The following is a 22,170-nucleotide window of genomic DNA, read 5'->3' as shown; positions in this document are numbered from 1 at the left end:
GGGTTGGAGGTTGGAAATGTCCGCGCGTGCTGACTTGGTACCGCTTCAACCGGGCGACCGTGCGCCGAACTTGGTTCTCGACGCCATTACCCAGGAAGGCAAGATTGCGCTTGACGACTTTCGCGGACAAAAACCGGTGCTGGTCGGCCTGTTTCGAGGTCTGCATTGTGCGTTTTGCCGGCGCCATATCGCCGCCCAGGCGCGGCTTGATCCGGAACTGCGCGAAAAGGGCGTGGAGAGCCTGACGGTGGTCAACACGCCGATCGAACGGGCGCGTCTCTATTTCCGCTACCACCCGATACCGAATCTGCTCGCGGCCTCCGACCCTGAACGCGCTTCACATCGTGCTTTTGGACTGCCCAATCTCGAATTCACCCAAAACGAGACGAAATGGCCGTACAAGGTCTCGATGGCAGCGGTAATGGATATGCGGGTCGACATACCAAGCGAGTTGCCCGGTCCTATGGATCCTCTTGCGGCCGGCGAAATCCTCGACAAGAAGGACAATTACGAAATGACCGAAGCCGACGAGCAGATGATGGCAACGGGACACGGACAACTGGTCGGTCAGTTCCTGCTGGACCGGCAGGGGATCGTCCGCTGGAGCTTCACGGAGGTTCCAGAGGGTGGGCGATACATGTTTGGGGCGCCAAACCCCCAGGAGCTGATGTCAGCGGTGTCCCAAGTCGCCCAATAGACTTGCGAACGAGGTAAACGAGCGGGACACTGAAATGACACTGACAAGTTCACCGCTCTTCGAGCACAGCCTCGACAATGGCAACAAAGTCATCGAGTGAGCGGTCTCCGCGAATCTCGATGCGCGGAAGGTCGATGGGATCGCAGTCGAGGCCTGCCGGCCCGTGTCTGCCGGCGAAGCCGATTTGATAGCCGCACTCCTTGGCCAGCCGGCCAAGCCGTCGGTCGGTGACAGAGAAGGGTGCCGCGAACGCCGTGGTTGGCCGACCGGTCCACCGTTCGATAAACATACGAGAGCGCAGGAGCTCGGCGGCCAAGACCGAGCTCGACAGACCATCGATTGCGCGATGCGTCGCCAGATGGCTTCCGAAGAACGCACCTTCGGCGGAGAGGCGTCGCACCGTCCCGGCGTCCATAAGCTGCGTCGGCGGACCGGTATAGGCGTCCCACTCTGCACTTTCACCCACCAAGTCCGTCACCAGGAACACTTCCGCGGTCAGGTCGTTCGTGCGCAAGGTCGGCCAGGCGTGGTCGGCAAAGTTCTGGAAGCCGTCATCGAAGGTGATGAGCACTGGGCGACCAACGAAAGGGCGACGGTTGGCGATGAACTCTTCCAACTGCTCAGACCCAATCGCGTGAAAGCCATTGGAGCGCAGCCATGCCATCTGGCTGGCGAATGCGGCGGGCGTGAGCCGAAAACGGGCGAGAGCGGCCGGACCATCATCGGAGACGCTGTGATACATGAGGACAGGAATACGCTGCCGCCGCTCGCTACGTGCAACGTCGCGGCGCAAGGCCCGCGCGCCGCCCCAGACGATATTTCGCGCGACCCCGATTTCGATGCGCGCGCGGATTGGCACATGATCTATCATCGGTTCCGTAGCCACGTCGTCGGGCGACAGGCGGCGGAAGCGGTCTATGCGATAGAGCTCGGTCTGGATCGATTGCTCCAAGACGAGGCCTTCAGTCGCTGCCAGCGTCTCCGAGATCGCTTGTGCACCGAATGTGTTCCAGTCGAAGCCCGTCCTTTCAACATTGTCACGCAGCACGAATGCGTGTGCGCTGATGAAACTGCCGCCAGGCGCCAACGCCTCTGCGAATTTTTTGGCGATGCGCCGCAACTCGGCCAGATCATCCAGATAGTAAAGCACTTCCGAACAGAAGATCAGATCCATCTCACCCGGCAGCGTGTCGGCAGAGAAATCCAGTACGCCGAATTCAATATTCGGCTGATCGCCGCATCGCGCGCGGGCCCGTTCGATGGCTATGGCGGAGATGTCGGTTGCGGTCAAATGGCCCACTCGCGGCGCCAGCTGCCGCGTGAAATGGCCCTCCGCGCAGGCCAGCTCAAGCGCCCGTTCGATGGGACCGGCAGGCAGAATTTCGAGTTGCCGCTGATATTTTTCCTGCTCATAGGGCGAACCGTAGTTCCAGGGATCCTCGGTCGCGAAATAGCCATTCCAGAACGACGTGCGATCCTTGTCGTGCCTGACCCGTGCGCGGCGCGGCGCCGCGGGAGGCTCCGCAGGTTCGGCGCTCGACCTAACCAGCTCCCGCGCTTCCTCGGCCAATTGGGCGAGTCTGCCGAAGTGACTGTCCGGATCGGACCGGCGTTCAAGCCGCTCAGGGGGCACGACATTCAGGAGCAATTCAATCCAATGACGCCTTGTCACTGTCCCGAGCACGCCGAATTGCACGACAGCCTCGATCTGGCCATCCATCATCAGATAGGCATAGATTTGATCGATTCCTTGCGGAATTTCGGTCGAGGCCGGATTTCGACCGTCGACGCGAATTCCAAGTGTCCGCGCCAGCCTGCGCGGCGCGGCAAGATCGTCGACGTCGAGAAGCATTTGCTCAAGGTGATACTGGACGCGGCGACCCGCAACGGGGTTGTCCCAGAGCTTGCCGAGTTCGATGATCAACTCGGTGAAGGAGCCGCCGAACCTGTCCCACTTGGCAGCCAATTGCGCTGGCACCGATAAGCTTCCTACCATAAGGCCATCGAAGGCCACCTTGGCGATCTCACGCGCCCACTTACGTCCTGCCGGGAGCGCGCGCAGCGACTGCGGGTTGATCGAGCGTGAGCCGCAGCCGCAATCCGACGCGGCGTTCCACAACGCGAACCACGCGAGTGCCTCGGAAGCGGTGTGGCCGCTCGCCTCGATCGCTCCATTGGCGTGTGCTGATGCTGGGTGTTTGACCCTGGGATCACGAGAAAAGCCGCGGGTGATCACGATTTCCGCATCTACCAGCATCTGCGCCGAATTGCGGCTGAGCGAGTTGGGGCTGATACGATAGAAAGCGAGCGACTCGTCGACCATCACCCAATCTTTGCCCAGACGCGCGAGGCGCTGCCACAGATCCCAGTCCTCGCAGGTGCGCAGCGACACATCGAAACCGCCCAACTCGACAATTGTCTCCCGGTCGACTAGCAGCGCGTGAGTGCGGATGGCACACCGACGGGCGAGTGTTTCGAAGGGCTGGGTCGCAACCTCCGTCGAGATGCTCGGCGGGGTGAGTTCGCCATCGGGCATCACGCGCCGAGAACCGCAATAGGCCGCCACTGCATCGGGAGCTGTTTTCAGCGCGGCCAGCATTTTCGCAAGGAAGCTGGCATCCACCCAATCGTCCGCATCCAGAAACATCAGCCAATGGCCGCGCGCTGTCGAAATCCCGCTATTGCGCGCGCCGGCGGCGCTATACGCGCAAGAGTTCAATGTCCGAAATCGGGCATCGCGCTCCACATAACCGGCGATGATCGCGGAGGTGCGGTCAGTGGAGGCGTCGTCGATGATGATCGCCTCCCAATCCACTATTTCCTGATCGAGAAGGCAATCGAGTGCGCGCGCCAGCGTTGCCTCCGCGTTGTGCGCAGGAACCACGATTGAAACCAAGGGATTATGCGCCACGCCGTCTTACCCGCGCCGAAGATACAACGAGAGTCCCGAAACATAGCCGGCGATTTCCTGCCAAAGGGAACGGTCCTCAGGCACGCTGCGTCCAAACAGTCTCCTGCGAACTCTTCCGAGCCGCCGCGACGCCGCCATTTGGCTGCAGCGCGAGCTTGCTCCTGTCGTGCTACTGATGTTGGAAGCCTGGCGCAGCATTCGCATCCGTGCCGCCGAGCTTGGGCGCCAGCTGTCGCAGATGCACGTCAAAGCAAGCACGCCGCATACTCATGTCGATCCCCGGAATCGGCGCCATCACCAAAAGCTGCGGTCCCTGGCGCCGTACGACTGCAATAGCTATGGCAAACTGACGTCCTTTGCAATCGGGGGGCGCATTAAAGCAAGCCACTGAAGCCTTGGTGTGAATGACTGCAGTTATCGGGACTACTGCTCCCCTCTTATCGACCGAAATGCCTCGATACCGAGGTGCACTCTCGAACAGCCATTCTCCGTGCGAAGAACACCTTCCTTCTACCGTTGGGCCCGCACCGGAAGCTGATCGTCGCAGTATACAGCCGGACGCGAGGCAGTATGTGTACCGCCATGTCATCTAATTTAGATACTTCTAATGAGTCCGCGCTACTTAATTGCGCTCCAGTAGCTATAGCCCGATATTGTATTGCTCATTTCGATAGTAGATTTCATCAAATGGTTGATTAGACTAGCCGATTATGGCCTCTATAACAAGAGATGCAAAAGCTACACCAGTCGGAACTCGTTTATTTGCTGCTAGTCCAAGAGATGTAAAAGGGACGCACGAATTGGTTTAAGCCAAGAAGATTCCGGCTTGCGAGCCGGGTATTTTGCTGACATTCTTATCCGTTTCTGAGTTTCGCACTGTGGCAGTTGTTCAAAAGAAGGGGCATAAGGATGGCCAAGGAATCTTCGAATAGCGCTTCTCCAGCAAATAAAGCGGACGTAAATCTAATAGGTAATGCAGACGGAAACGGGCTGGCCTTCATGGCGGCCCAGGCTCGCGAGAGCGGAGGCCCAGGCGACGCTGTAGGTGTCGACAAGATACGTGATCTGCTGTTCGGCAACCAGATGCAGGACTATGACCGCCGTTTTTCCAAGCTTGAAGAACGGTTCTTGCAGCGCTTCAAGGATGTCGAATCCGAGGCCAAGCGCAATCTTGAAATGTACGAGTCAAATGCAAAGAAGCAGGTCGAATCGCTTGCGGGGCAATTGCGGAACGAAAAAGATGCACGAGCCGAGGCCGACAAGGAGATTGACCGGAATCTTCGCGAGCAAAATCAGGCGCTTGAAAAGCAGGTGCGCGCGTTGTCGGATCAATTGAGCGAGCTTGAGCGCGAAGTTGCGGACCGGATAAATCGAAGCGATCAATTGTTGCGTGAGGAAATCAAGCAAAAGAATGAAACCATTCAGATGGTAATGGAGAAAATGTTTTCCGATCTCAGCAACGTCAAGACCGACCGAAATCTTTTGGCTGGCCTGTTTGTCGAGGTTGCAAAATGTCTAAATCAGGATCCCGTCGGCAGCAAGAGCAACTCGGAACGTAGCTGGAAAGTGAGTTGATCGGAACTTGACGTCGACCGTCGACCCAATCAGCCTTCCTCAAGCGGCTTCGAACGATACAGAGATTGATCGCGAGGCTCTGGCTAGTCTTTTGGTCGAAATTGCCCGGAACGTTGATCCGGACTATCGTGCGCGTTTCGACGGAGTTCCAACCGCCGATCCTCGCATGGAAACGCTGCGCCAGTTGCTGGTCGGCCGCGAAATTTCGGAGCTTTCACGAGTTACGCACCTGCTCGACGAACCTGAGCAGCTTGCGTCTGCAGTTGGGGGTGTTCTCCCCAGTGCAGCCGCACGCGCGCCTTATGCGCAACTCGGCGAGGCCCTTGCGCCAGCTGTCGAGAGGGCCGTGCAACGGTCCATCCAGAAGAGCCCGCGCACGCTTACGGATATATTATACCCGGTGTTTCTGCCGGCAATTCGCAAGTCGATCGGGGAAAAGATCGATCAGACCTTTCAGTCGCTGAATGAAACTTTAAGACATATATTTACCTGGCATGGGCTCAAGTGGAGATTTGAAGCTTGGAGAACTGGTGCAAGCTTCTCAGAAGTTGTTCTTAAGCATTCACTTGTCTACCGTGTAGAACATGTCTTTCTCATTAACCGCAATTCCGGGCTTTTGATAGCGCATGTAACTGCCGATAATGCAACTAGCGAAGATCCTCAACTCATTTCTTCGATGCTTAGTGCAATTCAAGATTTTGTGAAAGATTCATTTAACGAGAAAGAACAGAGCGGCCTGGACACTATCCGTTTTGGGGAGCTTCGTCTCTGGTCAGAAGTTGGACCGTTTGCGACGTTGGTTGCGGTGATCCGGGGAAATCCGCCAGAGGAATTACATGAAATAATTCGCGATGTGTTGCTTCGCATCCATGATGAATGCTCACAGGCTTTAGAGCAGTTTGACGGCGACAGTTCGCAGCTGGCCGGCGTAGAGACGCAGTTGCAGACCTGCGTTGAACTGAAGCAGGAGGACTCAAACCAGGGATTTCCGTGGCTGGTGGTGGCTGCAGTCCTGCTGGTTTTGATTCCGGCAGGCGGTTGGTTCTTTCTTTCCTGGCAATCCGGGCAGCGCTGGCAGGCCTATGTGTCGCGGCTGAGTACCCAGCCGGGCATCATCGTTGCCGAACAAAAAATGCGCGATGGCCAATTCTATATTGCCGGCCTGAGAGACCCGCTTGCCGCCGACCCGCAGTCACTGTTGTCCGGAACGCAGGTCGATCCCGCCCGCGTTCATTCACACTGGCAATTCTATCAGAGCCTTGAGCCGGAGTTCGTGCTGAAGCGGCTGACGGCGTCGCTGGGTCCGCTGGATTCAGTACGACTTTCGATCGTCAATGATCGCATCATTGCCGAGGGTGAGGCTCCCGACACCTGGATAGATCGGGCACGCGCAGCGGCCCGACAGCTTTCGGCAGGCGGACCGGTATTCGACATCTCCAAGGTTCGTGATGTGAGCCCCGAAGCACGCGCGGCGGAGCGCTGGCAGGCCTATGTGTCGCGGCTGAGTACCCAGCCGGGCATCATCGTTGCCGAACAAAAGGTGCGCGATGGCCAATTCTATATTGCCGGCCTGAGAGACCCGCTTGCCGCCGACCCGCAGTCGCTGTTGTCCGGAACGCAGGTCGATCCCGCTCGCGTTCATTCGCAGTGGCAATTCTATCAGAGCCTTGAGCCGGAGTTCGTGCTGAAGCGGCTAACGGAGTCGCTGACCCCACCGAAATCAGTTCGACTTTCGATCGTCAATGATCGCATCATTGCCGAGGGTGAGGCTCCCGACACCTGGATAGATCGGGCACGCGCAGCGGCCCGGCAGCTTTCGGCAGGCGGACCGGAATTCGACATCTCCAAGGTTCGTGATGTGAGCCCCGAAGCACGCGCGGCGGAGCACTGGCAGCATTATGTGTCGCGACTTGAGGCCCAAGCGGGGATCATCGTCGCCCAACAAACGGCGAGGGGCGGACATTTCTACATTTCCGGCCTGAGAGACCCGCAGGCCGCCGACCCGCAGGCTCTGCTGTCCGGAACAGGGGTTGATCCGGCTCGCGTTCATTCGCAGTGGCAATTCTATCAGAGCCTTGATCCGAAGTTCGTGGTGAAGCGGCTGATGGCATCGCTGGCCCCGCCGGATTCAGTACGATTTTCGATCATCAAGGATCGCATCGTTCTCGTGGGTGAGGCTCCTGCCGCCTGGATAGATCGGGCGCGGGTCGCCGCCCAACAACTGGCCGCGGACGGACTCTCTCTAGAAATTTCCGAGCTGCGCGAGTTGACCCCTCAGGAACTCACTCGTTTGAGGGAGGCTATCCAAGCGGTCGACATTTTCTTCGATTCTGGCAAGGCTGTACCGGGACCAGAGCAACTGCCAGTTCTCGACAAATTGGCGAATCAGTTGAAGGAATTGGCCAAGGACGCCCGCAAGGCGGGCGTAACAGCACAGTTCATGTTGACTGGCCATTCGGACGCCGTGGGCCGTGAGACGACCAACGCGTCAATCAGCGCCGCCCGCGCCGAGACAGTTCGTGCGCTTCTCAAGAAGCGCGGCGTCGCTCCGGAATCGCTTTTGGTTCGCGGCGCGGGCACCTTTGAGCCGGCGGAGACTGAGAATAGCCGAACCGGGAGCTCCGCCAATCGCAGAGTTTCGGTTACGGTAAACTTCCACTAGGCGGAGCCCAGGATATTGCAAAAGAAGATCTGCATGTTGGGCGGGTTCGCTGTCGGAAAGACGAGTCTGGTTCGCAGGTTTGTGCAAAGCATCTTTTCAGAAACCTACTTGACCACGGTGGGAGTGAAAATCGACAAGAAGAGCGTCGCATTCCCGGACAAAACCGTGGATCTGATTCTGTGGGATTTGGCCGGCGAAGACGATATCGGCTCATTTCGCGTCAGCTATGTGCGAGGTGCGAGCGGGCTCGTGCTTGTCGTCGATGGGACCCGCGCCGCTACACTTGCCGTGGCGCTCACGCTGCGCGAGCGGGCCGAGGCCGAATTCGGCGCTATGCCGTTTGTATTGCTGTTCAACAAATCCGATCTGGCCGATCGGTGGGCAATCTCGGATAGTGAGATTAACGAACTGAGGCAACTTGGATGGCAAATCTATCTAACAAGCGCGCTTTCGGGTGAACATGTTGATGATGCATTTCGTCAGCTTGCTTCGATGGTCACCAAATAGACCATGCATGGATTGCCGAGAGAAGTCAGAAGCTGGATTTACGATTTCTTCTACAATGAGCATTCTGTCGCATACCTGAAAATTGACGCCCAGCTTTGCATCGCTGCGAAGGGCGGTAGTGTTGAACATTACGGACTCTCATCACTTCGCATTGGTAGGCCTGTTGCCGAGCAACTTGAATTCATGGAAGGCTTGCTGCCTTGCCCGGAGCTGCCATATCATATGGCCATGGTCGAACTGCCCAGCGGGCGTGTCGCGGACCTTCATCTTTTTGCTGACAATGCCTGCGTGTGGCTGCTCTTTCTTGACGCCACCGCCGAACGCGACAATAGGCAGCGGCTTCAACAGAAGGCTTATGAAATGACACTCCTGCAAGAGAGGGAGCGTCAACTCAACGAAAAATTACAATTGACGAACGAGGCGTTGAGGCAGAGCCAAGAGGGATTGTCGCGTGAATACCAGCGCGCCGAAAGCCTACTCCTCAACATTCTTCCAGCGTCGATCGCGGAGCGGTTAAAAGCGGACGAACAAATTGCAGACAACCACGCTGAGGTGAGTGTGCTTTTTGCCGACATCGTCGGCTTTACGGAAAGAGCACGGAGCGTCGGAGCCGAGACAACGCTCGCTATTTTAAATTACTTCTTCAAGGCGGCGGATCTGCTCTCGGAACGATACGGCTGCGAAAAGATCAAGACAATTGGCGATTGTGTGATGGTGGTCGCTGGCCTCCCCGTCGCGCGATCCGATCATGCGGAAGCCCTTGCGCACTATGCACTTGAACTGCGGAAGGCGGTTAAGCTCGAGCGCTTCGCAGGAGAACCGCTAAGACTCAGAATTGGAATTCACTCAGGACCAATCGTCGCGGGCGTCATAGGCAAAAGGCGGTTTGCCTACGACCTGTGGGGCGAGACCGTTAATCTCGCAGCACGTATTCAAACGTCCGCGGAGCCCGATGAAATCCGTATTTCGGATGCAACTCACAAACTGCTTGGACCGGATTTTGCTTGCGACCCACTCGCGGAAACGGAATTGCGTGGTACAGGTCGTGTACGAATGTGGCGGCTCCCGGCCTGATTTGCCGCTTGGCAATGCCGACCCTGGAGCGCAGCTTGCTCGATCCATCGGCATCAGAACCGCCGAAATGCGGACGGAACGGAGCTTAAAGTCCGCCGAACCTACGCTATCGCCGCCGATTCCCCCTACTCCCACTCGATTGTTCTGAAGCAGAACGCATTGACCCATCGAGGAAAATCTTTCCGCTGACGATGAAGAACCGTATCCCGGATCCGTCAGAAATTCTCGCTCTTGAATTCAAAGGAGAATTTCGGCGATCCGCGATTTGCTCGGTTTCACAGACTATCGATATCGGTTGGTCTATTCTCCTCGGAGTCCTCCGCAAAAGCGGCGTCTCCAGCCTGGCAAAAAAACCGTCAGCGATGATGAAGTCCGTCGTCCGTCGGTAGTGTGGCCCTCGCGCCGGTTGCGATACGGCGCACCATTCGCGGATTGAACGACGCCGCTTCAAGCGATCGCAGCTCGGCTTCCGACCGGACTACGGCAAGCGTCGCCGGCGACCTGCCGGGCGTCAGTCGCGCGATATGGACAGCCCCGTGAGAAGCGGAGCGTACGCGGCGAGCCTGCGGGATACGAACTCCGTGAAGAGCCGCACGCGCTTCGTCTTGCGTGTTTCCCCCTGTGTGAGAAGCCAGAGCGTTCCGTACATGTGCAGGTCTGTGCCCGGCACCCTCACCAGCAGGGGGTCGGCATCTCCGACGAAGCACGGCAGTGTCGTGACCGAGGCCCTGCCGTACAGCAACGATCTGCGCGTCGGCGCCCGTAGTCCTGAACGGAACCTCCGTGGTGCGAACCTCACCCTCGCTGGCCCAATCCGGAATTCCATGCATGCTTATGACGATCCACCGGATGGGATCAAGCGCGCCCGCACGCCATGCGGCTAGTCTATCCCGGGACATGTAGACGCCGCCGAACACCTCCGGTCCCTTCAGTCCGTGAAGATTGAGCGGCAGGGTTTTGCGGTCGTAGACGACGCGTATCGCCACGTCGGCCTCTCGGTTGGTCAGATTTGCCAGCTCGCCGGACGACACGATTTCCATCTCGATGTCCGGATGCAGACGCGCGAAATCGGCGAAGTCCAGCATGAGCAGGTGTGTCGCAAGGGTCGGAGCCAACGTCACCCGCAGAAGCCCGCGCACGCTCTGGTCGCGACCGAAGACGCGCGTCTCCAACTGGTGCGACGACGCTTCCATCTGGTTCGCGAGCTCGAGGACCTCCTCGCCCGCAGCCGTCAGGCGGTAGCCCGAAGGCAGCTTTTCGAACATCTGCGCCCCGAGGCGTTCCTCGAGCTGAGCGATGCGTCGCAGCACGGTCGAGTGATACACCCCGAGGCGCTCGGCGGCAGCCCGCACTGAGCCTCCGCGCGCGACGGCAAGAAAGTAGCGAATGTCATCCCAGTCGATCATGGTGCAATCCGGCACCGCGCGGTGCGCCTTCCAAAGTCTGTATCTAACACATCGAACAGCAATACAGGCGGTCATCATAGCCTATGTCGACGAGCGCGGCCCAATTGCGAAAAGCGGACACCGATCGTCGCGGCTGGCGTCGGTCGTCCAGCCGGATCGATTTTGCACCACCGATGTGCGCGCTTCCGCACTCAACAACTGACGCCGGCGGACCCATTTCGAGGGTCTCGGAGGCAGATGCTGTCCCGACACCACGACAGGAGAAGTCATGGGAAAGCTTGGCGGAAAGGTTGCAGTCATCACGGGTGGATCGAGCGGCTTGGCGCTGGCGAGCGCCAAGCGGTTCGTTGAAGAAGGCGCCTATGTTTTCATCACGGGCCGGAGGCAGGAGGCGCTGGACGAGGCCGTCAAGCTGATCGGCCGGAACGTGACCGGCGTGCGCGGCGACGCGTCCAATCTCGACGACCTCGACCGCCTGTTCGATACAGTCAAGCGGGAAAAGGGCAAGATCGACGTCCTGTACGCGAGCGCCGGCACGGGCGAAGCCGTCCCACTGGGCGAGATTACCGAGCAGCATTTCGATGCGACCTTCGGCCTGAATACGCGTGGCACGCTGTTTACGGTTCAGAAGGCGTTGCCGCTGTTCAACGATGGCGGATCGATCTTCATGACCGGGTCAGTTGCTTCGATCAAAGGTTTTCCTGGTTACAGCGTGTATGCGGCGAGCAAGGCGGCGCTGCACGCATTCGCGCGCGGGTGGCTCAACGAGCTGAAGGGCAGGAATATTCGGGTGAACGTGCTGCACCCGGGGCCGATCGCCACACCGATGCAGGACCAAGTTCTCACCGAGGAGGCGAAGCAGATGTTCGAATCCCTGATCCCGCGGGGAAAGATGGGTCGTCCTGAGGAAATTGCGGCGGTCGCGCTGTTTCTTGCTTCAGACGATTCGAGCTTCGTGAATGGGGTGGAGTTGTCTGTCGACGGCGGCTTCTCGGCTATCTGAAATCGCGCCGGATCGCGGGAAGCGGCTGATCGGCGGGAACTAGCGTGTCCATGGTTCATGGCGAGACGTCTACGCAAAGGTCGCCACACAGCAGAACGGATAACCCAGCGCCGTTGAAGGCCGGGGAATCAATACCAACACGGATCGGAGAAGTATTATGAGCTACGCAATTGTAGGATTCGGTAAGGTAGGCCAGGCCCTCGCCCACGCCTTTGCCCGTAAAAACATCAAGGTGACCGTCGCGAGCCGCCGTCCGCCCGAGGCGTTGGCGCCGCAAGCTCGGGCGATCGGACCCACGGTCGTCGCCAAGTCGCTGCGGGATGCGCTTGAGGCCGACACAATCATCTTGGCGGTCCCGTTCGGGGAGCATCGCGAGGTTGCGAAGGCCCTGCCGAGCTGGGAAGGCAAGACAGTCATCGACGCGACGAACATGTTTCCAGTCCCTGAAGAGCTGGACGGCCTCCCGTCCTCCGCCGTCATCGCGAAAGCGTTCACCGGCGCCAAGCTCGTGAAAGGTTTCAATCACCTGATTGCGGCCACCCTGGCTACCGATCCGCTCGTCGAGGGCGGTCACCGGGTCGTCTTTCTGACGAGCGACGACGAGGACGCGATCGCTCCCGTGGCGACCTTGGCCAAACAACTCGGGTTCGCACCCGTCAAGCTGGGAAAGCTCAACGAGGGTGGCGCGCTGGTACACGCACGCGGCCGCACTTGGGGCCAGCTCATCTTCCAGGATTTGTTCAAGAAGGAGCAGTAATCGATCTACGACCGTGCGATCGGCGCCGAGAACTGGTCGCGCGCGCCAATTTCTTCGAGCAGCGCGCGACCGAATATTTGAACGCCACAAAGTCGCGAAGGTTGGGCTGGGCCTGACGGCGTATGGGCCGGTTAGCCTCGGCAAGATCGCGGAAGGCGGTCAGCTAGTGCAGGCGCGGGACAAGAGCTGGGCGCCATTGATCTTCCAGGACCTGTTCAAAAAGGACAAATGAACCATGTACGACCATGTAATCTGGCCGGAGCGGTATGACCCCAGAACGTCGGCCATCTATGCGCTGAACGACATCGACGTTAAGGCGCCGCCTGAAGTGGTCTGGAAGCTGCTCGTCGATGCCGAGAATTGGCTGAGCTACTTTCCTGCCGAAGACCAGGTCAAGATCCTGACAGGTGAGGCGGAACTGGCGCTCGGAACCACGTACAGTCGAGTCACCGTCGGATTCCCGATGAGCCTTGTCGTGACCGAGTTCGAGCCCTTGCGCCGGCTCGCTTGGGCGACGACAGTCGACGGCGATGAGACCGGCTCGAGCGCATATCACGGCTGGGTTATCACGCCGACTAACGATGGCTGCCATGTCCTGACCGAGGAGACGCAACAGGGAGCCTGGTTTCTGGACCTTCTCGGGCACAAGCATCCCGGCGCGCTCTACCGCTATCACCAGGAGTGGGTCGAAAGCCTCGCCCGCGCAGCGGAGGCTGAAGCAGCAAAGAAAGCGAGCTGACGCCCCTGTCCTGGCGCTATCCACGCTTCCCAACGCTGCCTTCGTCCGGATGTTGCCCGTACTCGACGGGCGACAATCTGCGCTTCCAGCCTGGATCAGTGGATCGATCGCCTTGTTCACCTATAATTTGGAGATGAAATAACATGAATATCGAACTGAAGGGCCGCAAGGCGATCGTTACGGGGTCAACGGCAGGCATCGGCCGTGCTACCGCGGAGGGACTAGCCCGTGCCGGCGCATCGGTCGTCATCAACGGCCGTGGATACGTCCGGATTGACGAGGCGGTACGGCAGATGCGACAGGCCTTTCCCGGAAGCGACATCTCGGGTATCGCCGCCGATCTTGCGACAACGGAGGGTGCCGAAGCCTTGATCGCGCAGGCGCCGGACGCCGATATCCTTGTGAACAACGTGGGCACGGCTCACATCCGGGGCTACAGTGGCGTCGAGGACATCGCGAAGATCCCGGACGAGGACTGGCTTGGTCTCTTCCAGTTGAATGTAATGAGTGGCGTGCGCGTGACCCGTCATTATCTGCCGCGGATGGTGGCGAAAGGCTGGGGCCGCGTCGTGTTTGTAAGTAGCGAGTCCGCAGTCAACATCCCCAAGGAAATGCTTGACTACGGCATGACTAAGACAGCTCAACTCGCGGTCTCGCGCGGGCTTGCCGAGGCGGTCGCGGGCACGGGCGTCACCGTCAACGCCGTCCTGCCGGGACCCACCCGCTCTGAGATCCTGGGCGACTTCATGGCGAAGCGGGCTGACGCAAACGGGATCACGCTTCAGGAAGCCGAGCAGGGCTTCCTGAAGGCGATGCGTCCGACCACCCTCATCCAACGCTTCGCGACCACCGACGAGGTAGCCAACATGATCATCTACGCATGCTCGGAGCAGGCTTCGGCGACAACCGGCGCGGCTTTACGGGTGGATGGCGGCGTGGTCCGTTTCGTCGCGTAGCAGGACGCCAAAATTGTTCCGCTCGCCGACTTAGGTCCGCCGTCGGCCAAGCTGCTGAAGAACGGCACGCCGAAGGTCTACAAGGATCTGCCGCACGGCAGCCCACGCCCCACGCAGACATCATCAAGGCGGACCTGCTGGCCTTCTTTAAGGCCTGATGCCGCGGTTGCCGACTTCAACGTTCGCCGCGGATTTTGTGCCAGCATCTGCGGGCAAGCGGCATTGGCTGGTACAGCACGACGGTCGGCGTCATGCAGCTCGTCGCCAGCCTCATTGCGGGAGCACTCTGGAACTACGGGGCCACGAGAGCGTATTCAGCTATGGCGCCCTTTTCGCTGTGCTCGGCGGCCTTGTGCTCGTCTCGTTGGTCTCGACCGGGCTTAGACCCTGATACAAATCCCCGGAACATGAGGTCTATTGTCCGAGGATTTTTATCGGCGCTCCAATCCCAATCCGAAGCATGTGCCGTGAACGGCGCGGTGTATCGATCCCCTTGAACATCTCGACACACAATCGCAAGGTCTATCGCCGATCTGCAAAACTGCTGCTCGTTCTTGCAGAATCGCCCGCGAACTATCGCCCACTATCGGGGACCAACAATTTCCGAATGTATCCGACAGTACTCCAATCTACTCCACTCCCACTCGATCGTTCGGCCCTGTGCTAACTAATTGAATTTTCTGAAGAAAATATTTTTCCGTCCAAATACTACCGGCCTAGGACCCGTCAGGATCCTACCGTTCTGATTTAGTTGGCGAAATTTTGGCCAACCCCCACGAGCGATCTATCGACTACTATCGGCTCTCGGCCCGCCTTTCCAGGCCTGACATTCGAAACGTGAGCACACCCAAAAGTACCGTCAGGTTCCCGACCAACGATAGCTACGCGACCAGGCAAAGCCGCAGCGGCATCAAACATCCTTCAACCACGGAGGATAAACATGACCAAGAAGCCAGATCGCGTTCGCATCCTGATGATACCGTATCAGGATTACGACGACAAAGACCCGGTGGGATATTCTGGTCCCGCCACCGTGCTGACCGGGCTACCACGAAACATCCGACGGAATGAGCTCCGGCTCATCGTACCGCTCGCCGACAGCACGATCTATGAAATGGAAAAACGCGAGGAATTCCCTCGCCGCTTCAATCTCACGCCGCGATGCATCGTGTGGGACCTGGAGGAGGTCGAAGCGTGGCTGGAGCAGCGCCGCCAGACCTGTCTTGAGGGCCGAGCGAAGATCGCGCCCGGGCCGGATGTCCATCAGCGCAAAGCCCGGCCGGTCAAACAGACTGATAGGTCATCGGACTAACACTGAAGCCATCGCATCCCATGGATGCGATGGCTTATCGTTGCAGACCGTTGGCATCGTCAGTTGGTGCGAAGGCTTCCATTTCCGCCGCCTCAGCGGCTATCGTCGCGAGTTGCAGTTGGGCGTCCATCTTCTTCAGCCGCGGTCGGGCCCATTCGATGAAAGCATGAAAGGCAGACGCTTCCTCGGAGACGGGGTCAGCGGGAAGCGTCGTCAGAAACGTCCGTAGTCGATCACGCGGCTCTGCCTGCGCGAGCTTGCGATCGAGATATTCTACCCGCTGTTCTTCGAGCTTGGCCAGCCGCGCCTGCTCGGCACACCGCTGGCGGGCAATCTCCACGAGCCGTGCCCGCTCGTGAGTGAAGCGGAACACGCTTGTTCGTTCAGATCGCGGCGAGCGCGATCTTTCGCAAATCGTCGGCGTAGAGTTCCGGCGTTTCCCAGGCCGGAAAATGCCCGCCACGCGGAAAGACGGTGTAGCTCCGCACATTGTAGAGCCGCTCCGCCCGCTCGCGCGGCGCGAGCGTCAGATCATGTGGCCACATAGCGACGGCGGTGGGGACATGCACGAAGTCATCTGCCCGCAGCGGCGGCCGCAGCCGGGCGGCGTCGTAATAGTAGCGGACAGACGACCCGATCGTGTTGGTCATCCAGTAGATCGTCAGAGTGTCAGTCAAGGCTTCGAGTGGCCAGACAGAGAGGATGTCGCCATCGCAGTCCGTCCAGGCCCGGAATTTCTCGACAATCCACGAGGCGAGGCCAACAGGACTGTCGGCAAGCCCAAAGGCGAGAGTTTGTGGCCTCGAGCTCTGGATCGCCTGATAGCCCCCTTCCTCCCGGCTCCACAGTTGGAGGCGCTCGTCATAGTCGATCTCGGCTTTCGACAGGGGCGACGCATCTTCTGGAATCGGCTTCAGCGCGACCGCCGAGACATGCAGAGCCAGCAAACGCGCCGCATGCCGAAGGGCTATCCGGGTGGCAAGGCCGGAGCCGATGTCAGTCCCGGCCACGACGAACCGCCCATAGCCTAGCATCGTCATTAGCTTCGGATAAAGGTCACTGGGCTCCGCCTCGTAGGGCCGGGTTGGCCTGTCCGAGTAGCCGAAGCCGGGCATGGTGGGGATCACGACATCGAATGCCGGCGTTCCCTGGGTAAGCAGCGGCGCTATACGCTGAAACTCCACGAAGCTGGACGGCCACCCGTTCATCAGCAGTAGCGGGATAGATCCACTTTGTCCGCTGCGAAAATGCAGAAAGTGTATGCCATGGCCGTCGACCGTCGTCCAGAAATGGGGAAGCTGGTTAAGCCGGTCTCGCCGCTGCGCCCAGTCATAGCCGTCACGCCAGAAATCGATGAACTGGTTGAGGACGCCGCGCTCGGTTCCCATGGTCCAGTCGTCAGTTACCGCGTCGGCCCAACGCGTCCGTGCGAGGCGGCTACGAAGGTCAGCGGTCTGGTCCGCATCATAGGGAATCTGGAAGGGAGTGATCATGATCGATTCCTTGGCTGTAGTGCAGCAGAAGACCGGCCGACCCGTCTAATTCGAATTGACCTCCGATGTGCGCTTCAGCCTATTAGCATGGCTCGAACGTCGGGGCGGTGCTATTGCCGACTATGTGTTTCCGAGCCGCATTGACCATGCGAACCACATGGCACCCGACAGCACGCCCGACTCATCGGGTGACGACAGCCATCGGATGACTTGCTTCCAGTGGTGTTGCGGATCTGCCGGTGAGGGCTGATGTCGGTGATTCAGCCGATATCGACGTTCATGGCGAAGTCCCAGGTGCCAGCGCCGTTTTTGGCGAGGCCAATCATCATCAAACCGAGCGCCTCCAGCGTCTGGGCCATGTGCAAGCCGCCCACGTCGAGCGGACGCAGCCCGAGACTTTCGAGGAACGTCGAGACGCGCGCTTTCGCCTCCGCATCGTCGGCTGCGATGAACGCGTCGAGGCGTCCACCCTTCGCAAGCACGTGACCAAAGATCGTGTTGAACGCCTTCACAACATGCGCGCCGGCGGGGAGGCCCTTTGCGGTCTCCTGCGCGCCAGAGCTGCCGTGGGGCGTGACGAGGCCCGAGAGGTCGGGGGCAACCGGGTTGGCGATGTCGACGATCACCTTGCCATCGAGCGCTTTCCCAAAGTCGGCCACCGCCGCCGCTGCACCGCTGTACGGCACGGCGAGGATGACGATGTCGCCCGCGGGGGCGGCTCCGTATGTCCCAGTGGTCGCTCCGGCTCCAAGTTGGTCGGCGAGCGCCCGCGCCTTGGCGGGGTCGCGGCCGACCACCTCGACAGTGTGTCCAGCCTTGGCGACACGGCCGGCAATCGCCGTGGCCATAGTTCCAGAGCCAATGATGCTGATAATGCTCATGTGCAGTCTCCTATTGAGATGGGGTTATTGCTGGTGGTCTCTAGACGGGGGATCCCGTTTATTGGTTTGACGAATTACGGGATCGCGATACGGCCCGCCGGGAAGTAATGGCCGTTGTCGAGGTCCTCGATCAGGCCCGGCTGAACTGGATCCCAGCCGAGAGTCTGGCGGGTGATGGCGTTGGACGCCGGAAGGTTCAGCGTGACCAAATTCGCGAGAAAGCCGAAGAAGCCAGGCAACATCAGTACGTCCGCAGGGATGGGCACGGCGGGTACGCCCATACGGCTGCCAATGGCCTCAGCGATCTCGCGGAACCGGATGCCGTCGCGCTCAATCCCGTGCCAATATTTGCCAGCCGGCCCCTTCTCCAGCGCCAGGCGGAACAGGGAGGCCAAGTCGCGGGCATGCACAGCCGGCCAGAGGTTCGCGCCGTCTCCAGGGTAACCGATAACGCCCTTCTCCTTCGCGAGACCGATCAGCAGCTGGAGGAAGCCGGCATCGGTCGTGCTGTGCGCGATGGGAGGAATTCGGACGACCGAAGACCGCACGCCCCGTCCCGCTAAGCCGATCACGGCGAGTTCCACGGCGTTACGAACCCGCAGGGTGCCCTTGTATGCATCGCCGCCGGGAAGAGCCGGATCTTCCTCGGTGGCTGGCCGGCCCAGGTTTTCCCACCCCGGCGAGCCGATGCTCCCCGAGACGACGAGCGGCTTTCCGGTCCCCGCCAGCGCCTCGCCGTAGGCGAGCATGATTTGGAGTTCCGCGGCGGCCACGGCGTCGATCCCGCCAGAGGGCAGCAGGTCTTGCCGGTGCGCGACGTGGATGACGCCGTCGGACTCCGCCGCCGCGGCCTTGAGCCCGTCGAGGTCGGTGATATCCCCGCGACGTGCCTTGGCGCCGAGCGCCGACACCGCAGTCGCGGATGTGTCCGACCGGGCCAGGCCAATGACCTCATGTCCGGCCGCGATGAGCTCGGGGATGATATACGAACCGATATGGCCGGTCCCGCCAGTAACTAAAACGCGCATACTGCTGCTCCTTGGGTAATGTGATGCGAGACGTGGTGCCATGGGCTCAGCCGAGGAGGCTGACGCGGATTGAGAAGTTGGTGTGTTTGATGGAGTGGGTCATGAGGCCCAGCCACAGCATGCAGGCGTGCTCTAACGTCCGCGCCATAATCAGCCGCCCGGTATCCATCGGACGTAGTCCGAGGCTGTCGATGAACGCCGAGACGCGCGCCTTCGCCTGAGAGTCGTCCCCGGCGATGAACACGTCCAATGGATGGCCCCCGATTGGACCGGCAGCCAGGACCTGGGCGTTCTGGGTGTTGAACGCCTTGACGATAGTGGCATTGGCAGGATCAACCTTGGCGATCTCCTGCGCGCCGAAACTGTCTTCAGGAGTCAAGAAAACCCTGAAGTCGGATTTGATGGGGTTGGTGATGTCGACGAGGAGCTTGCCTGCCAGCTTCTCGCCGTACTGCTTCACCACGTCGAGAACGGCCGAAAAAGGCACCGCCAGGATGACGATGTCCCCGACCGGAGCGGCGCCAAACGTTCCGGTCGTCGCGCCGGCTCCAACCTGCTCGGCCAGCGCCCGCGCCTTGGCGGCGTCGCGACTCATCACCTCGACGCTGTGTCCGGCTTTGGCGGCAAGGCCGCCGATCGCTGCGGCCATACCGCCTTAGCCGATGATGCTGATAGTGCTCATGTTCATTTTCCTCGCGGGGCGGGCAGCGCCTTTGTTGCCATTTGTGCAGACGCACTCTATTTAGTGGTTCACCGATCCGCTTAACAATCGGATCACCGATCCACATATACGGATCACCGATCCGGTTATCAAGGCATCTCATGCGAGCCGACGCAAAAAAAAATTACAACCATATCCTCGCGGTCGCGCGTGACGTCGTCACCGAGCACGGTATCAATGCGTCCATGCGCGATATCGCCCGCCGGGCCGACGTCGGGTTGGCCACGCTGCTGCGTCATTTCCCGACGCGAGAAGCCTTGTTCGAAGCGTTGCTGTGTACGAATCTGGACGCACTGACTCAGAGGGCAGATGAACTCGAAACGTCGAACTCACCTGACGAAGCGCTCATCTCCTGGTTCCAGGAATGGTTGGTGTTCGCCCAAAGCTATAGGGGCGTCGTCGCCATGATGGCCGCCGCCCACACGAACCCGGACTCCGCTCTTTATGCTTCATGCGCTGCGGTGCACTCGGCGAGCGCGCGACTGCTGCTCCGTGCACAAGCCGAAGGCGCGGCGCGGCCCGACATGAATGGGGATGACCTGTTCGCCCTGATGACGGCTCTCGGCTGGGCGGTCGACCAACCCTCATTCGCGCCGCGGGCCGATCATCTCTTTCGCATCATTACGGGCGCCATTCTGGCGAACCCGTCGACCGGATCGGCTTCTGCTGCGCTCGACCGTCAAAACTGAGTATCCATCATACTGCTGACGAGAGGCGGAGCACTTCATCCTTTGCTTCCAGGCGTCACCTCGGCCGCACGCATCGGATCGAGCACGATCCGATGCGTGCATCGTGTCCCTGCCGGTGGGGACGTCATGTTCATCAGTCGAACTTGACCAGGTCCTTGAAGATCAGCCGGCCCCAGCTGTTTCCGCGCGCCTGCACGAGCAGTCCGCCTTCCGAAAGCCCGCCTAGCTTGATCGGCGCGAAGCCGAGATTTTCCGCGAGCGTACCAATCTGCACTGCAGCGCCTTCATCATCGCTCGCGAGGAATATGACTCTCCTGCCACCCTTTACGGCCGGATCCTGGTCAAGGACCGCGGCGACCAAATGGTTGAAGCCCTTGACCAGTCTTCCACCAGAGAACGCCTGCGCAATGAACTTGGAAGAAGGCTGTCCGCCCAGTTGCTCAGGGGGCACGCCATAGGCATTGGTCACATCGACGATGGTCTTCCCCTGCCAGGTGGGAAGTGCCTTCGCGACGTCCGGGTGCGAGTCGAAACGCACGGCCAAAAAGATGATGTCTGCCTTGACCGCTTCCGCCAGCTTTTTGGGAACGATCGTAGGCCCGATCGCGGCCGCATCGGATGCAAAGCTTTCCGGGTCGCGCGTGGTTGCGACGGATACTTCGATGCCCTTGCGGGCAAATGCCTTGGCTAGGGCCTTGCCGATATTGCCGAAGCCGACAATTGCGTAGCTCATATTTATTCTCCTTTATTTTCCCACGCCGGTCGGGCTCCGAGTATCGAACGGAACCCGTCCAGGTGTAGCGCGTCAGAGTTGCGCTAGGCCGCCGTCAACGGCTACCTCGCTGGCGGTCATGAAGCTGCTGTCCGATGAGGCGAGGAAGGCAGCAGCCGCCCCGAGCTCCGTCGGATTGCCCATGCGCTGGAATGCAGTCATCGAGCCGTAGGCCTTCAGGCCCTCCTCGCCCAACGCTTCGGTCGCGAGTTCGGTCGCTATCGCCCCGGGCGACAGCACGTTTACGCGGATGCCGGTGCCCTTCAGATCCTCCGCCCAGGTCCGCGCGAGGTTGCGCACTGCCGCCTTGCTCGCGCTGTAGGCAGTGAATGCCGGGGCGCCCGTGGTGCCTGCGCTCGATCCGGTCAGGATGATCGAGCCGCCTTCGCCCATCAGCGGCAGCGCCTTCTGGATGGTGAAGATCGTACCCTTCACATTGACGTCGAAGGTTTCGTCGATGTGCTCGGCGGTGATCTCGCCGAGCTTAAGCTGGCTTCCTACCCCGGCGTTCGCAAAGACGATGTCGAGGGTTCCACGCTCGGTCTTCACCGCCGCGTAAAGCTTGTCGAGATCGGCCTCATCGGAGACCGAGCCCTGCACCGCGCGGGCATTGGACCCGAGCTCGACGAGGGCGGCGTCGAGCGCATCCTGCCGACGGCCGAAGATGAAGACGAAAGCGCCCTCCTCGATGAAGCGCTTTGCAGCGGCGAGGCCGATGCCGGTGGCGCCTCCGGTGATGACGGCGGTCTTTCCATTCAATCTGGTCATATCGTGTATCCTTCGTTTCGCCATCTCGGGACTTTGGCTGTACGGGAGGTCTTTCCGAGAGGCTCAACATGGCCCTGCCGAAGTCAGCCAGGCAGTGAGCAATCGCACACATCGGTGGTGCGAAAACGATCCATACCGATAACCAGACGCCGCGATGTTCGCGCAAAATCCGACTCTGTATGTTAGAGTGAGCTTCGGAAGCCTCACTGCGCGGCGCGG

General features: G+C 59.9%; 19 protein-coding genes and 1 pseudogene. 11 read left to right on the top strand and 9 right to left on the bottom strand.

All coding sequences use genetic code 11. The features are described from left to right. Window positions 1-16: 16 nt before the first annotated feature. Window positions 17-697, top strand: a complete 681-nt coding sequence (locus CIT25_RS05840) for a redoxin domain-containing protein (protein WP_095483609.1) — start codon at window positions 17-19, stop codon at window positions 695-697. Window positions 698-746: 49 nt separating this feature from the next. Here CIT25_RS05840 and CIT25_RS05835 read toward each other — a convergent pair whose 3' ends face one another. Continuing rightward, window positions 747-3,581, bottom strand: a complete 2,835-nt coding sequence (locus CIT25_RS05835) for a trifunctional glycosyltransferase/class I SAM-dependent methyltransferase/polysaccharide deacetylase (protein WP_245329771.1) — start codon at window positions 3,579-3,581, stop codon at window positions 747-749. Between the two features lie 936 nt (window positions 3,582-4,517). On the opposite strand from CIT25_RS05835, the gene CIT25_RS05825 reads away from it, so the two are divergent. The 4 genes from CIT25_RS05825 to CIT25_RS05810 are packed head-to-tail and all read left to right on the top strand — an operon-like array spanning window position 4,518 to window position 9,426. After that, the gene (locus CIT25_RS05825; RefSeq protein ID WP_095483607.1) at window positions 4,518-5,183 is read left to right on the top strand and encodes a coiled-coil domain-containing protein; all 666 of its coding nucleotides are present in this window, start codon (window positions 4,518-4,520) and stop codon (window positions 5,181-5,183) included. Between the two features lie 7 nt (window positions 5,184-5,190). Then, complete coding sequence (locus tag CIT25_RS05820; protein ID WP_095483606.1) at window positions 5,191-7,845, top strand: OmpA family protein; 2,655 nt, start codon at window positions 5,191-5,193, stop codon at window positions 7,843-7,845. 15 nt (window positions 7,846-7,860) lie between these two features. Continuing rightward, complete coding sequence (locus CIT25_RS05815; RefSeq protein ID WP_245329770.1) at window positions 7,861-8,352, top strand: Rab family GTPase; 492 nt, start codon at window positions 7,861-7,863, stop codon at window positions 8,350-8,352. 3 nt (window positions 8,353-8,355) lie between these two features. Further along, window positions 8,356-9,426 (top strand): adenylate/guanylate cyclase domain-containing protein, encoded by a 1,071-nt coding sequence (locus tag CIT25_RS05810; RefSeq protein ID WP_095483604.1) that lies wholly within the window; start codon window positions 8,356-8,358, stop codon window positions 9,424-9,426. 511 nt (window positions 9,427-9,937) lie between these two features. Here CIT25_RS05810 and CIT25_RS05805 read toward each other — a convergent pair. Continuing rightward, a pseudogene (locus tag CIT25_RS05805) lies at window positions 9,938-10,832 on the bottom strand (LysR family transcriptional regulator). 268 nt (window positions 10,833-11,100) lie between these two features. On the opposite strand from CIT25_RS05805, the gene CIT25_RS05800 reads away from it, so the two are divergent. The 5 genes from CIT25_RS05800 to CIT25_RS05770 all read left to right on the top strand — a co-directional run bounded on the left by CIT25_RS05800 (window position 11,101) and on the right by CIT25_RS05770 (window position 15,599). Next, window positions 11,101-11,835: an SDR family NAD(P)-dependent oxidoreductase gene (locus tag CIT25_RS05800; RefSeq protein WP_095483603.1), complete on the top strand. Its 735-nt coding sequence runs from the start codon at window positions 11,101-11,103 to the stop codon at window positions 11,833-11,835. A 157-nt stretch (window positions 11,836-11,992) separates the two neighbouring features. Further along, window positions 11,993-12,592 (top strand): NADPH-dependent F420 reductase, encoded by a 600-nt coding sequence (locus tag CIT25_RS05795; RefSeq protein ID WP_245329769.1) that lies wholly within the window; start codon window positions 11,993-11,995, stop codon window positions 12,590-12,592. A gap of 235 nt (window positions 12,593-12,827) precedes the next feature. Further along, window positions 12,828-13,331, top strand: a complete 504-nt coding sequence (locus tag CIT25_RS05785) for an SRPBCC domain-containing protein (protein ID WP_095483601.1) — start codon at window positions 12,828-12,830, stop codon at window positions 13,329-13,331. A gap of 143 nt (window positions 13,332-13,474) precedes the next feature. Then, the gene (locus CIT25_RS05780; protein ID WP_095483600.1) at window positions 13,475-14,287 is read left to right on the top strand and encodes an SDR family NAD(P)-dependent oxidoreductase; all 813 of its coding nucleotides are present in this window, start codon (window positions 13,475-13,477) and stop codon (window positions 14,285-14,287) included. 940 nt (window positions 14,288-15,227) lie between these two features. Continuing rightward, window positions 15,228-15,599, top strand: coding sequence for a helix-turn-helix transcriptional regulator (locus tag CIT25_RS05770; protein ID WP_095483599.1), 372 nt, complete (start codon window positions 15,228-15,230; stop codon window positions 15,597-15,599). Window positions 15,600-15,633: 34 nt separating this feature from the next. Here the strand turns inward: CIT25_RS05770 and CIT25_RS05765 are convergent, their stop codons facing one another. The 5 genes from CIT25_RS05765 to CIT25_RS05740 form a co-directional block, all read right to left on the bottom strand. Further along, the gene (locus CIT25_RS05765) at window positions 15,634-15,972 is read right to left on the bottom strand and encodes a hypothetical protein (protein WP_095483598.1); all 339 of its coding nucleotides are present in this window, start codon (window positions 15,970-15,972) and stop codon (window positions 15,634-15,636) included. A 10-nt stretch (window positions 15,973-15,982) separates the two neighbouring features. After that, window positions 15,983-17,092 carry an epoxide hydrolase family protein gene (locus tag CIT25_RS05760; RefSeq protein WP_095483597.1) on the bottom strand — a complete coding sequence of 370 codons (1,110 nt, stop codon included), beginning with the start codon at window positions 17,090-17,092 and terminating at the stop codon, window positions 15,983-15,985. Window positions 17,093-17,352: 260 nt separating this feature from the next. Continuing rightward, the gene (locus tag CIT25_RS05750) at window positions 17,353-17,973 is read right to left on the bottom strand and encodes an NADPH-dependent F420 reductase (protein ID WP_027152442.1); all 621 of its coding nucleotides are present in this window, start codon (window positions 17,971-17,973) and stop codon (window positions 17,353-17,355) included. A gap of 74 nt (window positions 17,974-18,047) precedes the next feature. Further along, a complete protein-coding gene (locus CIT25_RS05745; RefSeq protein ID WP_095483596.1) occupies window positions 18,048-19,001 on the bottom strand; it encodes an SDR family oxidoreductase in 954 nt (317 codons plus the stop codon). 46 nt (window positions 19,002-19,047) lie between these two features. After that, entirely contained in the window at window positions 19,048-19,650 is a 603-nt protein-coding gene (locus tag CIT25_RS05740) for an NADPH-dependent F420 reductase (protein ID WP_206072918.1), read from the bottom strand. 173 nt (window positions 19,651-19,823) lie between these two features. Between CIT25_RS05740 and CIT25_RS05735 the strand changes: the two genes are divergently transcribed. Next, window positions 19,824-20,411 carry a TetR/AcrR family transcriptional regulator gene (locus CIT25_RS05735; protein WP_095483595.1) on the top strand — a complete coding sequence of 196 codons (588 nt, stop codon included), beginning with the start codon at window positions 19,824-19,826 and terminating at the stop codon, window positions 20,409-20,411. A 133-nt stretch (window positions 20,412-20,544) separates the two neighbouring features. On the opposite strand, the gene CIT25_RS05730 is transcribed toward CIT25_RS05735, so the two are convergent. Together CIT25_RS05730 and CIT25_RS05725 are read right to left on the bottom strand one after the other, a co-directional pair. Next, on the bottom strand, window positions 20,545-21,144 hold the full coding sequence (locus tag CIT25_RS05730; RefSeq protein ID WP_095483594.1) for an NADPH-dependent F420 reductase: 600 nt from the start codon (window positions 21,142-21,144) through the stop codon (window positions 20,545-20,547). A gap of 72 nt (window positions 21,145-21,216) precedes the next feature. Then, the gene (locus tag CIT25_RS05725; protein WP_095483593.1) at window positions 21,217-21,951 is read right to left on the bottom strand and encodes an SDR family NAD(P)-dependent oxidoreductase; all 735 of its coding nucleotides are present in this window, start codon (window positions 21,949-21,951) and stop codon (window positions 21,217-21,219) included. Window positions 21,952-22,170: the final 219 nt, after the last annotated feature.

The sequence above is a fragment of the Mesorhizobium mediterraneum genome (assembly GCF_002284565.1).
Lineage (GTDB): Bacteria > Pseudomonadota > Alphaproteobacteria > Rhizobiales > Rhizobiaceae > Mesorhizobium > Mesorhizobium mediterraneum.
Note: the sequence above shows the minus strand (reverse complement) of the source record. Positions and strands in the feature narration are given on the sequence as shown.

What these genes read in the sequence shown, in the direction of transcription:
- CIT25_RS05840 (WP_095483609.1), top strand. Translation starts at nt 17, where the DNA reads ATGTCCGCGCGTGCTGACTTGGTACCGCTTCAACCGGGCGACCGTGCG.
- CIT25_RS05825 (WP_095483607.1), top strand. Translation starts at nt 4,518, where the DNA reads ATGGCCAAGGAATCTTCGAATAGCGCTTCTCCAGCAAATAAAGCGGAC.
- CIT25_RS05810 (WP_095483604.1), top strand. Translation starts at nt 8,356, where the DNA reads ATGCATGGATTGCCGAGAGAAGTCAGAAGCTGGATTTACGATTTCTTC.
- CIT25_RS05800 (WP_095483603.1), top strand. Translation starts at nt 11,101, where the DNA reads ATGGGAAAGCTTGGCGGAAAGGTTGCAGTCATCACGGGTGGATCGAGC.
- CIT25_RS05795 (WP_245329769.1), top strand. Translation starts at nt 11,993, where the DNA reads ATGAGCTACGCAATTGTAGGATTCGGTAAGGTAGGCCAGGCCCTCGCC.
- CIT25_RS05785 (WP_095483601.1), top strand. Translation starts at nt 12,828, where the DNA reads ATGTACGACCATGTAATCTGGCCGGAGCGGTATGACCCCAGAACGTCG.
- CIT25_RS05780 (WP_095483600.1), top strand. Translation starts at nt 13,475, where the DNA reads ATGAATATCGAACTGAAGGGCCGCAAGGCGATCGTTACGGGGTCAACG.
- CIT25_RS05770 (WP_095483599.1), top strand. Translation starts at nt 15,228, where the DNA reads ATGACCAAGAAGCCAGATCGCGTTCGCATCCTGATGATACCGTATCAG.
- CIT25_RS05760 (WP_095483597.1), bottom strand. Translation starts at nt 17,092, where the DNA reads ATGATCACTCCCTTCCAGATTCCCTATGATGCGGACCAGACCGCTGAC.
- CIT25_RS05750 (WP_027152442.1), bottom strand. Translation starts at nt 17,973, where the DNA reads ATGAGCATTATCAGCATCATTGGCTCTGGAACTATGGCCACGGCGATT.
- CIT25_RS05745 (WP_095483596.1), bottom strand. Translation starts at nt 19,001, where the DNA reads ATGCGCGTTTTAGTTACTGGCGGGACCGGCCATATCGGTTCGTATATC.
- CIT25_RS05740 (WP_206072918.1), bottom strand. Translation starts at nt 19,650, where the DNA reads ATGGCCGCAGCGATCGGCGGCCTTGCCGCCAAAGCCGGACACAGCGTC.
- CIT25_RS05735 (WP_095483595.1), top strand. Translation starts at nt 19,824, where the DNA reads ATGCGAGCCGACGCAAAAAAAAATTACAACCATATCCTCGCGGTCGCG.
- CIT25_RS05730 (WP_095483594.1), bottom strand. Translation starts at nt 21,144, where the DNA reads ATGAGCTACGCAATTGTCGGCTTCGGCAATATCGGCAAGGCCCTAGCC.
- CIT25_RS05725 (WP_095483593.1), bottom strand. Translation starts at nt 21,951, where the DNA reads ATGACCAGATTGAATGGAAAGACCGCCGTCATCACCGGAGGCGCCACC.